The sequence below is a fragment of the Acutalibacter muris genome (assembly GCF_002201475.1).
Taxonomy (GTDB): domain Bacteria; phylum Bacillota; class Clostridia; order Oscillospirales; family Acutalibacteraceae; genus Acutalibacter; species Acutalibacter muris.
Map to the genome: position 1 here is coordinate 1,791,024 of NZ_CP021422.1, position 14,404 is coordinate 1,805,427.

The 14,404-nt window shown below is 49.1% G+C and carries 15 protein-coding genes; all 15 read right to left on the minus strand.

From position 1 onward, the window contains the following. Position 1 precedes the first annotated feature (1 nt). Positions 2 to 1,504, minus strand: a complete 1,503-nt coding sequence (gene thrC, locus ADH66_RS09045) for a threonine synthase (protein WP_066533356.1) — start codon at positions 1,502 to 1,504, stop codon at positions 2 to 4. A 58-nt stretch (positions 1,505 to 1,562) separates the two neighbouring features. Next, positions 1,563 to 2,498, minus strand: coding sequence for a dipeptidase (locus tag ADH66_RS09050; RefSeq protein WP_066533353.1), 936 nt, complete (start codon positions 2,496 to 2,498; stop codon positions 1,563 to 1,565). An 18-nt stretch (positions 2,499 to 2,516) separates the two neighbouring features. Further along, positions 2,517 to 2,864: a YraN family protein gene (locus tag ADH66_RS09055; protein WP_066533351.1), complete on the minus strand. Its 348-nt coding sequence runs from the start codon at positions 2,862 to 2,864 to the stop codon at positions 2,517 to 2,519. 17 nt (positions 2,865 to 2,881) lie between these two features. After that, entirely contained in the window at positions 2,882 to 3,487 is a 606-nt protein-coding gene (locus ADH66_RS09060) for a ribonuclease HII (protein WP_066533350.1), read from the minus strand. Continuing rightward, the gene (gene ylqF, locus ADH66_RS09065; RefSeq protein WP_066541522.1) at positions 3,484 to 4,314 is read right to left on the minus strand and encodes a ribosome biogenesis GTPase YlqF; all 831 of its coding nucleotides are present in this window, start codon (positions 4,312 to 4,314) and stop codon (positions 3,484 to 3,486) included. Before ylqF ends, ADH66_RS09060 begins: the two co-directional genes overlap by 4 nt. A gap of 59 nt (positions 4,315 to 4,373) precedes the next feature. Then, positions 4,374 to 4,958 (minus strand): signal peptidase I, encoded by a 585-nt coding sequence (gene lepB, locus ADH66_RS09070; protein ID WP_066533347.1) that lies wholly within the window; start codon positions 4,956 to 4,958, stop codon positions 4,374 to 4,376. A 92-nt stretch (positions 4,959 to 5,050) separates the two neighbouring features. Beyond that, positions 5,051 to 5,395 (minus strand): 50S ribosomal protein L19, encoded by a 345-nt coding sequence (rplS, locus tag ADH66_RS09075; RefSeq protein WP_066533345.1) that lies wholly within the window; start codon positions 5,393 to 5,395, stop codon positions 5,051 to 5,053. A gap of 178 nt (positions 5,396 to 5,573) precedes the next feature. Next, positions 5,574 to 6,224 (minus strand): TIGR03936 family radical SAM-associated protein, encoded by a 651-nt coding sequence (locus ADH66_RS09080; protein ID WP_066533343.1) that lies wholly within the window; start codon positions 6,222 to 6,224, stop codon positions 5,574 to 5,576. Further along, positions 6,211 to 8,055 carry a TIGR03960 family B12-binding radical SAM protein gene (locus tag ADH66_RS09085; protein WP_066533341.1) on the minus strand — a complete coding sequence of 615 codons (1,845 nt, stop codon included), beginning with the start codon at positions 8,053 to 8,055 and terminating at the stop codon, positions 6,211 to 6,213. Before ADH66_RS09085 ends, ADH66_RS09080 begins: the two co-directional genes overlap by 14 nt. A gap of 60 nt (positions 8,056 to 8,115) precedes the next feature. Continuing rightward, entirely contained in the window at positions 8,116 to 8,721 is a 606-nt protein-coding gene (locus ADH66_RS09090; protein ID WP_207653059.1) for a zinc metalloprotease, read from the minus strand. Continuing rightward, entirely contained in the window at positions 8,718 to 9,059 is a 342-nt protein-coding gene (locus ADH66_RS09095; protein ID WP_157130727.1) for a hypothetical protein, read from the minus strand. The genes ADH66_RS09090 and ADH66_RS09095 overlap by 4 nt, the downstream gene beginning before the upstream one ends. Continuing rightward, positions 9,059 to 10,534, minus strand: a complete 1,476-nt coding sequence (spoIVA, locus tag ADH66_RS09100; RefSeq protein WP_066541519.1) for a stage IV sporulation protein A — start codon at positions 10,532 to 10,534, stop codon at positions 9,059 to 9,061. The genes ADH66_RS09095 and spoIVA overlap by 1 nt, the downstream gene beginning before the upstream one ends. 15 nt (positions 10,535 to 10,549) lie before the next feature. Continuing rightward, positions 10,550 to 12,082, minus strand: coding sequence for a DUF3794 domain-containing protein (locus ADH66_RS09105; protein WP_066541518.1), 1,533 nt, complete (start codon positions 12,080 to 12,082; stop codon positions 10,550 to 10,552). A gap of 116 nt (positions 12,083 to 12,198) precedes the next feature. Beyond that, positions 12,199 to 13,569, minus strand: a complete 1,371-nt coding sequence (locus ADH66_RS09110) for a type 2 periplasmic-binding domain-containing protein (RefSeq protein ID WP_157767203.1) — start codon at positions 13,567 to 13,569, stop codon at positions 12,199 to 12,201. A 173-nt stretch (positions 13,570 to 13,742) separates the two neighbouring features. Next, a complete protein-coding gene (locus tag ADH66_RS09115) occupies positions 13,743 to 14,069 on the minus strand; it encodes a hypothetical protein (protein WP_066541514.1) in 327 nt (108 codons plus the stop codon). Positions 14,070 to 14,404: the final 335 nt, after the last annotated feature.

Consider the following 14,404-nt stretch of genomic DNA (forward strand, 5'->3'; position numbering starts at 1 on the left):
TTTATTCACCTATCCCTAGGGCTTCCAACACATAGCCGGCAGCCTGGGAAGCTTTAATAACTGCGTCAAAACGTATAGGTTTATGCTGTAAAGCTTTCAACTGTGCGGGGGCCGTGGTATTCGTTATGGATTCGAGCTGGAGAATGTTCTCAAATTCCTCCCCACTCTCCAAAGTTTCTAATGCGCTTAGCACGCTGCCTACAAACTTATATGGGCTGGCCGTGGAAACGACTACAGTGGGGGTAGAGCTGTCTCCGCTGGACTCGACATACTGCCGGTATACATCAAGAGCCACCGCAGTATGTGTATCGGCAAGATAGTTGTCCTCCCGCCAGGTATTTCGGATAGTTTGAGCTGTAGCTGAGTCATTACAGAAGCCGCCGAAGAAAAGCTCCCGCACCTTTTCACGAACATCGTCCCCTACTTTGTAATGGCCCTCCCTTGACAGCTGCTCCATCCAGTTGGAAAGGACTTCACTGTTCTCACCGAGGAGGCCATATAACAGGCGTTCAAGATTGCTGGAGATCAGAATGTCCATAGACGGCGAGGAGGTCGCATAAAACTCCCTGCGGCGGTCATATATTCCTGTATTGATAAAGTCCGTTAGCACCTTGTTCGCATTAGACGCACATATCAGCTTCTTAATAGGCAGGCCCATTTCCCGGGCGTAGTAGGCCGCCAATATGTTTCCAAAATTGCCGGTAGGTACAGCCACATTTATGGGATTGCCAACAGTAAGCTTATCAGCTTTACAGATTTGGAAATAGGCATAAAAGTAATAGACGATCTGTGGGAGCAGCCGCCCCCAATTTATTGAGTTGGCGCTGGAAAACATGAAACCGTGCTTATCCAAAACCTCTTTAATGCTGCTGTCGGTAAATATCTTCTTAACTGCGGCCTGGGCATCGTCAAAGTTGCCTTCTATAGCGCAGACTCCCACGTTGCCACCCTCCTGGGTTGCCATCTGCCGTTTCTGCATGGGGCTTACCCCAGCCTGGGGATAGAATACCAAAACCCTGGTTCCCGACACGTCACGGAATCCCTCCAGGGCCGCCTTGCCCGTATCGCCGGAGGTGGCAACTAGAATGACCGCTTCTTTTTTCTCTGCTGATTTTGACAATGAAACCGTTAAGAAGTGTGGCAAAACCTGTAGGGCCATGTCCTTAAAGGCACATGTAGGGCCGTGCCACAGTTCTAAGATGTGCCTGCTCCCTAAGTCCCCTTTCAAGCTGACCAGCTTTACGGGTTCGCCGCCAAACTTTTCCGGCTCATAGGCATTTTTTACACAATGGTTAATCTGCTCTTCTGTGAAATCCGTCAAAAAAAGTTTAAATATCTCTTTTGCAAGACCCTGATAGTCCAGGTTCGACAGTCTTGGCAGGTCGATTTTGACATTGGGCAGGCTTTCCGGCACGAACAGCCCGCCTTCTGTAGAGATTCCCTGGGCTATCACCTGCGAAGCGTCCAATCGGAGTTTAGAATTCCTGGTACTCTTATATTGCATCTTTATCACCCTATCGCTTTATTTTACTACTAAATAATAGCGCATATTTCTCTCAATGTCAAAATAAATCTTTCTTTTTAAAAAAGTCATCTGCATTTTTAAAAAAAATCTTGTCGACAAGCATTTCCGAATAGTTATGCCTAAGGAACATCTCCATCAATTCTGGAACCTCCTCCAAACCTGATACCACAAAATCATTTTTTTCACCGCCATCCAAATCCGCGCCGATAGCAAGCGTATTTTCACCGCCAAGGGATAAAAAGTGTTCTGCATGGCGCAGTACATCGGTCACAGCGGCCCTATCCGGCTCGTCGTTTAAAAAGCCTTTATAAAGGTTAAGTCCAACCAAACCGCCGGACAAGCGTATAATATCAAACTGCTCGTCTGTAAGGTTCCTTGTATGTCTGCAGACTTTTTTTGCGTTGGAATGGGTGGCGACAATAGGTCTTTCAGATATAGAAGCCACATCATAAAACAGTTCCGGGCTGGCATGGGACAGGTCGACAACGATTCGGTTCTTCTCCAGTTCCCTAACCACTTGCCGTCCAAAGGGAGTGATCCCGCCATTCCCCGGCGCACGTACACCCCGGCCCAGTTCATTTTCTCCATTCCATGTCAAGCTGCACAGCTTCACACCAAACCGGGCAAATTCAGCAATATTTTCCAGTCTGCCGCCCAATGCTGCGGCATTTTCCACTGTGAGGACCGCGCAGTGCCTGCTATCACTGTGCGCTAAGTCTTCCAAAGTTCTGTATTGATACATGGTCTGTTCATGATGCAGAATTTCCTCAGAAAAGCGTTCCGCCACCTGCTGAAAACGATGAAACGCCGCGCCTCCACGTAAATTATCTGGTATCCATACTGCATAACACTGTATATAAGTGTCAAACTCAGCAGCACGCTGGCAATCTATGTGGAGATCATTCTTGTCAATATGTTTGTCTTTGACACAGCATTCAGTCATAGTATCACAGTGCAAATCAAAATAGCGCATAAAATTTCCCTCTCAGTCTCAAAATGCATTGGCAAAGTATTGTAACCCCATAGGATTTCCATGCAGTGTAGTAACAGCCGCCACATCAAACCGCGGCTGTAAAGCGCATGGGCTTTTCTGTAGGTATAACTGTGCAGTTAACAGAATTTTCCTCTGCTTATTCATGGTAACGGCTTCCACAGCAGATACCATAGAACCGCTCTCCCGGGTCTTAACTTCTACAAATACAATATACTGAGAGTTCCTTGCAATAATGTCAATTTCACCAAACCGAGAGTGATAGTTTCTCACCTCAATACCGAATCCCTGCTTTTCCAGCCAGCGAGCAACGTAATCTTCTCCCGCGGAGCCTGTGTTTTGAGCCATTATATGGACCTTTCCATCTATTTTTCACCTAAGTTTTTGAGGAAACTCCTTCTGTGAACAGGCAAAATGCCATACTTATTTATAGCCTCGTAGTGGGCCTTGGTGCCATAGCCTTTATGTTTAGCGAAGCCGTATTTTGGGTATTGTGTATCCCACTCCCTAAGCAGCCGATCCCGGCTTACCTTTGCCAGGATAGACGCCGCCGCAATGCAAGCACATTTACTATCGCCCTTAACTATAGTTTCTCCGGGAATAGCCAGCGGCGGCATACGATTGCCGTCCACAAGAGCGTAATCCGCACAGACAGGCATAGCCTCCACGGCCCTGCGCATAGCAAGGAAAGTGGCCTGCAATATATTATATTCGTCTATCTCCTGTTCGCTGGCCCAGCCAATGCCATAGGACAGGGCCATTTCCTTTACCACATCAAACAGAGCTTCCCGCTTTACTTCACTGAGCTTTTTTGAGTCGTTCAATCCATCTATCTCAAGGCCTAATGGCATGATAACAGTTGCCGCGCATACGGGTCCGGCCAAAGGTCCTCGCCCGGCTTCATCGATCCCGCATACTGCGAAAAATCCTTTTTCTTCAGCTTTCCGCTGATACTCATACCAGTCAATCATGGCCACTCCAAGGATATAGCTCCCAGCTTACCGCCGCGAAACTCGTCGAGCACCGTGATTGCTGCCCGGTCCGTGTCTATCTCTCCGCCTGAAATCAACATACCACGCTTTCGGCCAACTAATTCTAAAAGCTCATGGCCGGCCAAATGTTCATTGGAAAGTTTAAGTTTATACCTGTTTTCCAGGGACTGAGGATAGAGCCCCGACAGGACCTCCAGTAGCCTTCCCGCTAATCCTTCTGTGTCCAGTATCTCGTCCTTTACGGCGCCTGTAAAGGCGAGACGTTCCCCAACTATCGGGTTTTCAAATTTTGGCCAGAGCACCCCAGGCGTGTCCAGCAGCTCGAAGCCTTTGCCTATAGTGAACCATCGGTTCTGCCTTGTTACACCGGGCTTGTCCCGCACCTCTGCTCTGCCCGCGCCGCCGCCAATCAGCATACGGTTGATAATAGACGACTTTCCCACGTTGGGTATTCCCAATACCATCACGCGGATCGGCCGGCCAGACATCCCCTTGCGCTCCCAACCTGCAATTTGTTCCTTCAATTCCTCGCGTACAGCTCGGTATAGCGCAGGTAATCCTTTGCCCGTTTTGCTCTCCACCTGGACTGCGCTCAGACCTAGTTCTCTGTATTTTGCAATCCAGCGCATGGTCTGCTTGGGGTCAGCCAAATCGCTTTTATTCAGCACTACGACTCTAGGCTTATTTTGTATTATTTCCCGTAGTACAGGATTAGAACTGCTTGCTGGGATGCGGGCATCCAGCAACTCCAGTACGATATCCACCAGCTTTAAGTCCTCTGTTATCTTTCTCCTGGTTTTCGCCATATGGCCGGGGAACCATTGAATTTGCCGGGCCGCGTTTGTGTTCTCTTGCTCCAATTTACTCACCCCACCGGGCCAATCTTCGACATTGGATATAGGTTGAAGACTACACGCCCCAGAATATTCCGCCTATCCACCATGCCCACTGAGAGTTTCCTGCTGTCAGTGGAATCATCCCTATGATCTCCCAGCACAAAGACACAACCCTTCGGTACAGTTTGAGGGAAATCCATGGTGTCGTCCATATTTTCCGGCGCAAAGGTAATGCCGTTCCTGGTGCCGTATACTTCTCCGCTTACCACCTGTCCATCCACTATAAGCTCGCCCAGTTCATTATCAAAGTCCACCACCTGGCCCTCCGTAGCCACGACTCGCTTAATCAGAGTCTCCTCCAAGGTATGCACTATTATAACCACGTCGCCGGCCTCTGCTTCTCCGGCCAAAGATGTTACCAGCACCCGGTCACCGTTATAATAGTTTGGCTCCATTGATGCGCCGTCTACCGTGACCACCCGCGCCGCAAAAGTGAACACCACCGTCACAATAACGAACGCCATCACAATGGTCTCAATCCAATCCAGCAGCCATGCATGAAAAGGCTGCTTTGGTTTCTGGACTGCTTCTGCTGCCGGTTCCTTATTATCCATTGCAAATCCTCCTAACGCTAAATTTATTGTAAAGCTTTAAGCAGGAATAGAAAAAGGGACAAAATGTCCCTTATCTCAATAGTATATTGATTTTACTTGAGCTGTTCCTTGACCTTGGCAGCCTTGCCCACCCGGTCGCGGAGATAGTACAGCTTAGCCCTGCGCACGCGGCCCAAGCGCACCACTCGGACAGCCTTTACGTTGGGAGAATGTAAGGGAAAAACCCTTTCTACACCTACGCCGTAGGACACGCGGCGGACGGTAAAGGTCTCACTGACCCCGCTGCCCTTGCGGGCAATGACAGTGCCCTCGAACTGCTGGATCCTTTCACGCTCACCCTCGCGGATATTCACGTCAACCCTGACGGTGTCGCCGATGTTGAACTGAGGGACCTCTGCTTTGAGAGAATCCTGGGAAACTAATTTGATTGCGTCCATTTGATATTCCTCCAAAAATATAATTCAGGCATTCATGCCGGTACACCGGCAGCGGACTGCCCGCTTCCTGCGCGGAACCCGCGCTATGACCCCCACGGGCAAGCTACAAAGAGAAAACCCGCGGAACCTCAAATGCTAAAACATTATACCACAACTTGTAGTGAAAGGCAAGAGTTTTTTACTTCATATCGAAAAAATCTTTTGTCAGCAGTCTGGAACGAGTAATCTCCGCATAAGGCTCCAAATTTTTATAAGATTTTAAGGCCTCAAGCAGCAGAGATGGATTAACGCTGCCTGCTTGGCTGCATGAAGCACGAAGCTTTATTTTCAACAACCCATGCCCAGCCTGCTTGTCCAATAAAGTAAAGTGGGGCTTGATATCAAACTCCTTATCGCCTTTTTTCCCGTGCTTCATCACAATAACCGTGTCTTGTGCCATCAGCTCCTCCAGTATATCTGCCAGAGCTTCCGGCTCCTCCGAGTCCAGGGATATTTCATATTCAGCATAAGCCACAGCGTCAAAGCCCAGCTCCGGCTCGAATATTTCCAATACTGAAATATCCTCTGGCAGCTGTGCGTCAAGTATCTGGGCCGCCTGGGCCAGGTCAGTATCCTCTGTCAGCCTGATATCCATACATTCGCGCAGCCCGCTCACACCCAAGGACAGGGGCATGGCGAAGGTCATATATATGTGGGGGTTGAATCCCTCGGTATACCAGACAGGCAGGCGCGAGAGCTTCAGGGCCCTTCCCATGCACCTTGTCAGGTCCAGATGAGAGATATACCTTGCCGGTCCTGTTTTGCTGAACCATACCCTAACGCTTTTCAACGCATAGCCCTCCTTTGAAACATGCCGCCCCGCAGCCCGAGCACTTTTCCCGACAGTTAGGCGTGGTCCTGCCTTCATAAGCCAGCTTACATTCCTCGATCAAAAATTCCTTGCGGATACCATAGTCCAGGTGATCCCAAGGGAGCACCTCGTTAAAGCTCCGTGTACGGTTAGCATAAAAAGCCGGGTCCAGGCCGCAGAGCTCAAAAAGCGCCCTCCAGCGGTCAAAGTCAAAGCACTCGTCCCAACTGTCAAAATGGAAGCCCTGCTCAACGGCCTTTTCCAGCACCGTACAGAGCCTGCGGTCGCCGCGGGCAAAAACCGCCTCTAAAAAGCTGGTTTCCGCCCCATGATAGCTGACGCTTACCCGCCTGGAGCGGTTTCCGGCTTTTAATTCACGCTGCTTTTCACGCAGCAGCTCCATGGTATCCTGGCCGAACCACTGGAAAGGGGTGAAGGGTTTTGGTACAAAGGCGGCGGCACTGAGGGAGACCTCAACGGCTTTGCCCTTCGGCTTCTCCTTATTGGCATAAAAAGCGTCTACGACCTTTTTGCCCAGCTCCAGAATAGCCAAAACATCCTCCAAAGTCTCGGTTGGAAGGCCGATCATAAAGTACAGCTTTATCCTTGTCCACCCCTCGGTGAACGCCACATTAACTGTATGAAGCAGCTCCTCCTCGGTCACATTCTTGTTTATCACGTCCCGCATACGCTGGGAGCCCGCCTCCGGCGCGAAGGTCAGGCCACTCTTTCGCACAGAATTTACTCGCTCCATTAGCTCCGGGGAAAAATTATCTACACGAAGCGATGGCAAGGACAGACTCACCTTCTCTTTCTCCGTCCAGCGGTGCAGATAGTCCAGCAGGCCGTTAAGGTCGCTGTAATCGCTGGTGCTCAGTGAAGAAAGGGAAATCTCGTCATAGCCGGTAGACTCGCATAGAGCGCGACACTGACGGTCAATGGTCTCCATACTTTTCTCACGAAAGGGTCTGTAAAGGAACCCAGCCTGACAGAATCTGCACCCTCTTATACATCCTCGCAGGACCTCCACCGAAATTCGGTCGTGTATAACTTCAACAAGCGGTACCGGGAAAGACTCCGGGAAGTAGGCTTTATCCATATCGTTTACCACGCGTTTACATACCGTGGCGGGGGCCCCTTCTTTTGGGGTATACTTCTTAATTGTTCCGTCATAATTGTATTCCACATCATATAGCGAAGGAACATAAACCCCTTCAATTTGTGCGGCCCGACGAAGAAACTCCTGCTTGCTTGTGCCCTCTCTTTTGCACTGACGGTAAAGCTCCATAACCTCAAGGTCAACCTCCTCTCCGTCGCCCAGAAAGAAGATGTCAAAAAAGTCCGCCAGCGGTTCCGGGTTACAGGCGCATGGACCGCCAGCCACAACGATATTAAACAGGTCCGGCCTGTCATCGCTGCGCAGGGGTAGGCCACCCAGCTTTAGCATATTGAGTATATTGGTGTAGCTCAACTCATATTGCAGGGTAAACCCTATAAAGTCAAAACCCTTTACAGGATCGCCACTCTCCAGGGCATAGAGAGGGAGGTTCTTTTCTACCATCTGGTGTTCCATGTCTATCCATGGAGCAAACACCCGCTCACACCAGAAATATGGGACCTGGTTTATGGCCCCATATAATATTTTTATTCCCAGGTGGGACATACCCACCTCATAGACATCAGGAAAGCAAAACGCAAACCTTACGTCTACCTCTTCCCTTTTTTTCACCACTGAATGCGGTTCACCGCCCACATAACGACCGGGTTTTTGAACCTTTAAGAGAACTTTTTCTACTTCTTTTGGATACATTGCCATCCCTTTTCCTTGTTTTTTGACTATTATAACCTCTTTTACATTTTTTTGCAAGTACTATGGCTGGGTATAATCCCATTTCATCACCAGATATAACATCAAATATATACTCAGAGCCAAAAGAGAGTAGTTATACCGTGTACGAAGCAATATGGAAAAACCCAATATGGCCAGTGGAACCAGCAATATAGTAGAAATCACACGGGAAATTTGCTCTGCCTTTTCATATGCATATTTGCCGCTAAGAAAATATCGCAAGGCAAGCCCACCATCCAAAGGCTCTATCGGCAAGCTATGGGTAAGGGCAAGGGCGAAGCTTGCTCCCCAAAAAGCGCTGCCGTCAAATCCCAGCACATAGGCTATTATAAATGAAAGCCAGTTTGCTCCGGGGCCTGCCAGAGATATCCATATATTTTGTCTGTCCGTTAAGTCATTTTGGCCGTTTCTCTCTATCCGGCAGCCGAGGGCAGACAGTACCACCTTTGCCGGCCATACCCCCATGGCGCCCATCACGGCAAGATGGGCTGTTTCATGAATACACACCGCCGCAAAGCACGCAAGACCGCCCTTTGCCCCAGTAAAAATACAGCAAAAGGCGATCAGCGCGAAAAAGGTAAACTCTGCCTGGATTCTGCACGGACCTATACTAAACGACAGCATCAAAGCATCTGCGGTGGGGCGCTGTCAGCCGGTGGCGGCGTGGCAGTGGGTTCAGAAGACTCGACTGGCTCCGGCGAAGCCCGGTTGAATGTGGGAAGTTCGATTTCGTTTGTCATTTCATGCCGGTACCAATGGGTTATCTCCTGGTATTTCCCGTCATCAGATACCTTGAAAAATATCAGCGCCAACACAATAAGAGCGCAAATAACCGCTTGCACCAGTAAAATTCCGCCCCAACTGCCTGCCTCCCTCCGGCTTTCCTCCCACATCGCGTCCTCTTGGAAGTCTTCCGCTTCTTCTCCCAAGCTTTCAATCTCGCGAAGCTTCTCCTGCTCCTGCATTATAGTATTATGCATATCAGGCCGCTGCAGCCATCGTTTATGATGCGTTCAATAGTCTCGCGTACCTTTTCCCTGGCGTCGGAGGGCATACGGTACAGCTTATTATGCATACCTTCGTTTACAAGGGAGTGCAAGGACTTGCCAAAGATATTGGATTCCCATATTTTTACCGGGTTCTCCTCGAACTCCTTTAAAAGGTACATTACCAACTCCTCGGACTGCTGCTCAGAGCCGACGATGGGAGTGATTTCCGTATTTATCTGGGTTCTCAGCATATGGATAGACGGTGCGGTGGCTTTCAGACGGATACCGTATTTGCCGTTTTGCTTGAGAATCTGGGGCTCCTCCAGAGTCAGCTCTTCTACCTCTGGCATGACGATGCCATAGCCGGTCTCAAGCACATCGTCATAGGCCTGGCGAAGCTTTTGAAAGGTCTTTTTGATTTCTGTCATCTCGATTAGTTGTGCCAACAGCTCAGATTCATCCTTGATCTCCAGCTCGGTCTTTTCACTGAGTATCTTGTAAAACAGGGATTGGTCAAAGATAAGCTCCGCGCTGGCACAGCCGCTTCCCAGGTCTATCCTCCGTACATTGACTCCCTGGATTGAATCACAGGTTCCAACACTCTCCATCATACCTCGCACTTCCCGCATCCGGGTAATGCCGCAGCAGTTTTTGATGGTTCCGAAAACAGATGAATACAGCCAGTGCTCAGAACCCAAAGAGGCTACCCATCCGGGCACGGAAAGCTCCACTTCACGTACAGGGAACTGGTATAATAGATTAGCGATTATCTCCTTTATACCTTGTTCAGTGATATCGATACAGTTGACCGGCAATACCGGCACAGAATATTTACCGGAAAGGCGGGCGGCCAAAGCGCGGCTGTTAGGGTCGCCCGGGTCAACACAGTTGAGCAGCATGACAAAGGGCCTGTTGGTCTGGTTCAGCTCGTCTATAACCCGTTCCTCCGCCTCCTCATATTCCTCCCTGGGGATATCGCTTATACTGCCGTCTGTGGTTATCACGAGCCCAATGGTAGAGTGCTCCGTTATGACCTTCTTGGTGCCGATCTCCGCCGCCATATTGAAGGGGATGGGCTCATCAAACCATGGCGTGCGCACCATACGCGGCTGGTCCTCCTCTATGTAGCCGATAGCGCTGGGGACAATATAGCCTACACAGTCAATCATACGCACATTAAACATGGCGTCATCGTCTATCTGCACCGAGACCGCCTGTTCAGGGATAAACTTTGGCTCGGTAGTCATGATGGTGCGGCCGGCAGAGGACTGAGGCAGCTCATCCACCGCCCGTTCCCGCTGAAGTCCGTCAGGGATATTGGGAATTACTACCGTGTCCATAAATTTCTTGATAAAGGTGGATTTGCCTGTGCGCACAGGGCCCACAACGCCGATGTAAATTTCGCCGTTTGTGCGGTCCTGGATATCCTTATATACGTTGAAATCTTCCATATCTATGGTCTCCTCTTATCTGTTGCAGATTATGATGGGGCGGGACTCTGGCACTGTGTCCTCAAACAGCTCGTTCTGTGCCCTGACATCGCTGAGCAAGGCCCGATGGTTTTTGGCAATGTCCCAAAGCTTCTCTCCGCTGGCAGCATAGTAGATAAGAAACCTTGGCCGTATATCAAAGCCCGGGGCGCCCTCATCAACTGTTGCCGAAGTCAGGTATTTTACGTTGTCCAGGCTTAACAGCACCGAGCTAACGGTGGTTTCGACAGAGACCTCTACAGTGCTCTTGTCGGCAATGCGATACTCCCATAAGCCTGTGTGCCAGGTAGTGTCAGCCCTTTTTGCAAGCTGGTTATCAAGGTCGGTGGTGAAGCTTTGATCAAACTGCTTCTCGATATATAGGATGCGTCCCTGGGCGTTCACATACAGCATACATATATTGTATTTCACCCGATAATTGAGTTTCCCCTTCTCACAAACCGTTTGAACCGTGTCATGCTCGCACCAAATATCCAGTACCTTCTGTATCTCGTCATCAGTGACAGTAAGGCTGCATTTCTTTTTAAGTACCTCCGAGGATGTCCCATGTATCTTTGTAAAGGCGTTCTGGGCGTAACGCAGCTCCAGCGGAGCCTTAACGGAATAGGCGTCGTTAATAATACCTACTTCGCAGGGCTTATACAGGAAAGCCATAAGGAATACCTTTATCATTACGCTTATGCTGGTATACTCCCCTACATCATCTTCTCTGGGTTGTATGCCGCTCTCTCCGGCGATGATTCGCAGGTCGCAGATACACTCCTCGTCGGCCCCGGCACATTCGATTATCTGACTGAAATCCACAGAAGCGGAAAGCTTCTCTGTACCGCTGTCAACGGCCGAGGTATATAAAAGGGAAATATCCGCGCTTCCGTTTACCGTCAGCCGCTCGTCAGAAAGTCTGTTTTCAATGATGCGGCAGGATACTTCCCGGTGCAGAATAGTCTCTATAGGAGGCTTGCCGTTTTTTACCGGCAGAGTGTCCTCAAGGGTGAATTGATGGCATACCGCGTTAACTGCCTGATGTGCGGAAAAGGTCTCCCCGCGCTTTTCAATGGTTTCGTCGTCCAGACTGCAGGTGATAAGTTCCTTTTTTTGCACCACCGCCAGCACGTTCAGAGTGACCGCAGCGTGCAGGTCTATCCTCCGCGCGCTGACCGCCCGGCAAGTAAGATGGGCCATAGAGGCCTCTACACAGGCAACAGCCTTCTCCTCTGCAGCCTTTAGTTTTATGCTGGCGGTGAAATCCTTGGTGAACTCACAGCAGCGGACAGAGTCCCCTTTGCCATCCAGGTATAGCACACGGATATCGCACACTCCGTCGCAGGTCAGAGTGTCCCCCGCGATCATGTACGACGAAACCTCGGGAACGGCCCGGCACTTCAATATCTTCTGGATATCAGTGCAGTAGTCTGGCAGGTTGTATTCGGTGTCCAGCGGCGTTTCGTAACGGCCGTCAAATATGGGGTCGAAATATTCATAGGGCGCGGTCTTGATATGGGCCTGCATACAGCATCCTCTCCTTTAACTTTCTTACCAAATATGTATGCGGCCGGCTGTGAAATATGCGGACTTCCCATTAAAATAGCCCCCTGGTAAACCAGGGGGCGTAAAAATTCAAAATGTCAGCTTTCAGCAAGTTCCATACTCATTCTCATATAAGCGTCATGGATAACATCCTCCCGGGATTTTGTGGACGGCTCAAGTAAATCAAAGTAGAGCTTCTGAAATTCACGATCCAAAGGCGTGGCAAAATCAGCAAAGCTTATATTGTCCCTAACAGCACAGAACTGCTCATAGAGGTTATCAGGCATTTTTCCTTTCGGCTTTCCGTTATCATCTTCGAACCCAGTGGAAACAGCCTTTCCACTTGTCATAAGCCCCTCCAGAGTAGGCACGGCTTGATTTGTGGTCATGAACGTATACAGGATAGACCTCTGACATTCCTCCCCCAGCAGATAGTCCACGACCCAAAAAGCCTCGTCCGGGTGTTTTGTGTTTGCGTTTATCCCCGCAAAGCTTGTAACGGTTGCCATATATCCGCCATTACGAGAATAAAGCGGAACCAATGTAATGGGGTCATCTTTGTTGAAGCTTTCGTCATAAATACTCAAATCATATTCATGCATGACCTTCAAATCAAACCCGATGTAGGGAACACCGCTTTCCTCATTATATTTCTTACGATTATCAAGCTTCACACCATAGTATCGGAGCATCTCCTCCTCCGATACGGCCAGCTTGTCGTGCTCGTAGTCGGCAAATGGCGCCAGCCCATTCCCTATGAGTTCTACTTCCGCGATTGCCGCGAGGGGCATATGCGGCCCATCGGAGAGCATATCCTCCCATTTCATATCCCTCGACGGCGTATGCTCAACATCGGACTCCCGAAAGGCTGTGGTTGCGACTGTGTACGTCATTGGCAGCAAAAACTGTCCTTTCTCCGTTTTCCCCGCGTCCATCACCACCGGAGTCAGCTTCTCCCACTCCATGAACTGGGCCTTTTTGATGTAATCCTCCAGCGCAAGGAACATATTTCTTTTCATGGCCTGCTGGGGAAATTTGAACAGCGGCTCGGACTCTATCCATTCGCCAAAGCTTATTTTGCCGTTTGTTTCCTTTTCGTGAAATCCTGTGCCGCCCCTGCACACAAAGACATCCGGGCCGCCGCCGGACATCATTTCCGTGCGCAGGCTGGTCAAATATACGTCCCGCTCGTTCTCCCTAATAGGGGCTATCTCAATCTCAACAGAGGACGGCCCACCCATGTCCTCTATCTTGGCCTGAAGGCTGATACCCTCCCATTTTCCGCGGACATATTCCTTGTCATAGTTCTCAAGCTCGTCCTGGAGCCTTACATATACATCGCTTCCATATTCTAAATCAATAAGAACACGCAGCGGGGAGGTATCTTCCTCATTGGCGGCACTTTCTTCGGAGACATAAGATGAAACGCCCTCCGATTCAAGATTTTTATTTTTTTTACAACCTGTCATTGGAACCAATAAAGTTAATAAGCAAAAGACAGCAAATAACACATAAATTCTTTTCATAAACAATTCTCCATATTATTTTATCACGCTTGAAATAAACGATAACAATAGACTTAGTTTCCCAAGTCTATTGTTATGCAATCCGCTACTTATTAGCGGATAAATACAGGAAAGAATTACGATTTCATGATAGAGCAGTTATCCGTTACTGTCACTCTTTTTGTTTCTGTCCATGCTCCGCAGCTGTGGCACTGCCATCCTGTGACCCGCCATGATTTAAAGTGCGCATGCAACTCGCTCGTCTTACCACAGCCTGTATAGACGGTTCCATTTTCGTTCCAGGAGCCATAAGTAGGATTGGAAACCGCAGCACCACAATTGAAGCATTTGGTTACCACGCCATAGGGTTCGATGCCCTCGTCCCCCTCGGCATAAGCCGAGATTGAAATCACGCTGAAAGCGAGCATAAGGGCCATGAGTAGGGAAATTACTTTCTTTGTCATTTTTATTACATCCTTTCAATGTTGCATTGCGCAAGCTTGTAGCTTGCCTTGTGTTTATATCCGACACATAGAAACGCGCCGGAGCGGACAATATGTACTCCACAGTGGCCACTGGTTGTACTGTGGCAAAAAACACCAGATTTGTATCTGTTGTAAAAAAACAGGTAATAAAATCGGCCGTTCTTTGTTGTTATTGTAAGTATATCATATAGCGCAAGGGAAGTCAAGAATATTTTATCAAAAATATGGTTTTTTTATAAAAACAACAGCCATGTACTTATATGTATTGCATTTTTCCTAAAATAAATTATCTTGGAAAACAAAACTGTCCCCGC

What these genes read in the sequence shown, in the direction of transcription:
- ADH66_RS09095 (WP_157130727.1), bottom strand. Translation starts at nt 9,059, where the DNA reads ATGCAGGAGCAGGAGAAGCTTCGCGAGATTGAAAGCTTGGGAGAAGAA.
- ADH66_RS09115 (WP_066541514.1), bottom strand. Translation starts at nt 14,069, where the DNA reads ATGACAAAGAAAGTAATTTCCCTACTCATGGCCCTTATGCTCGCTTTC.
- ADH66_RS09050 (WP_066533353.1), bottom strand. Translation starts at nt 2,498, where the DNA reads ATGCGCTATTTTGATTTGCACTGTGATACTATGACTGAATGCTGTGTC.
- ADH66_RS09055 (WP_066533351.1), bottom strand. Translation starts at nt 2,864, where the DNA reads ATGGCTCAAAACACAGGCTCCGCGGGAGAAGATTACGTTGCTCGCTGG.
- ADH66_RS09085 (WP_066533341.1), bottom strand. Translation starts at nt 8,055, where the DNA reads ATGTATCCAAAAGAAGTAGAAAAAGTTCTCTTAAAGGTTCAAAAACCC.
- thrC (WP_066533356.1), bottom strand. Translation starts at nt 1,504, where the DNA reads ATGCAATATAAGAGTACCAGGAATTCTAAACTCCGATTGGACGCTTCG.
- ADH66_RS09110 (WP_157767203.1), bottom strand. Translation starts at nt 13,569, where the DNA reads ATGACAGGTTGTAAAAAAAATAAAAATCTTGAATCGGAGGGCGTTTCA.
- ADH66_RS09060 (WP_066533350.1), bottom strand. Translation starts at nt 3,487, where the DNA reads ATGATTGACTGGTATGAGTATCAGCGGAAAGCTGAAGAAAAAGGATTT.
- ylqF (WP_066541522.1), bottom strand. Translation starts at nt 4,314, where the DNA reads ATGGCGAAAACCAGGAGAAAGATAACAGAGGACTTAAAGCTGGTGGAT.
- lepB (WP_066533347.1), bottom strand. Translation starts at nt 4,958, where the DNA reads ATGGATAATAAGGAACCGGCAGCAGAAGCAGTCCAGAAACCAAAGCAG.
- ADH66_RS09105 (WP_066541518.1), bottom strand. Translation starts at nt 12,082, where the DNA reads ATGCAGGCCCATATCAAGACCGCGCCCTATGAATATTTCGACCCCATA.
- rplS (WP_066533345.1), bottom strand. Translation starts at nt 5,395, where the DNA reads ATGGACGCAATCAAATTAGTTTCCCAGGATTCTCTCAAAGCAGAGGTC.
- spoIVA (WP_066541519.1), bottom strand. Translation starts at nt 10,534, where the DNA reads ATGGAAGATTTCAACGTATATAAGGATATCCAGGACCGCACAAACGGC.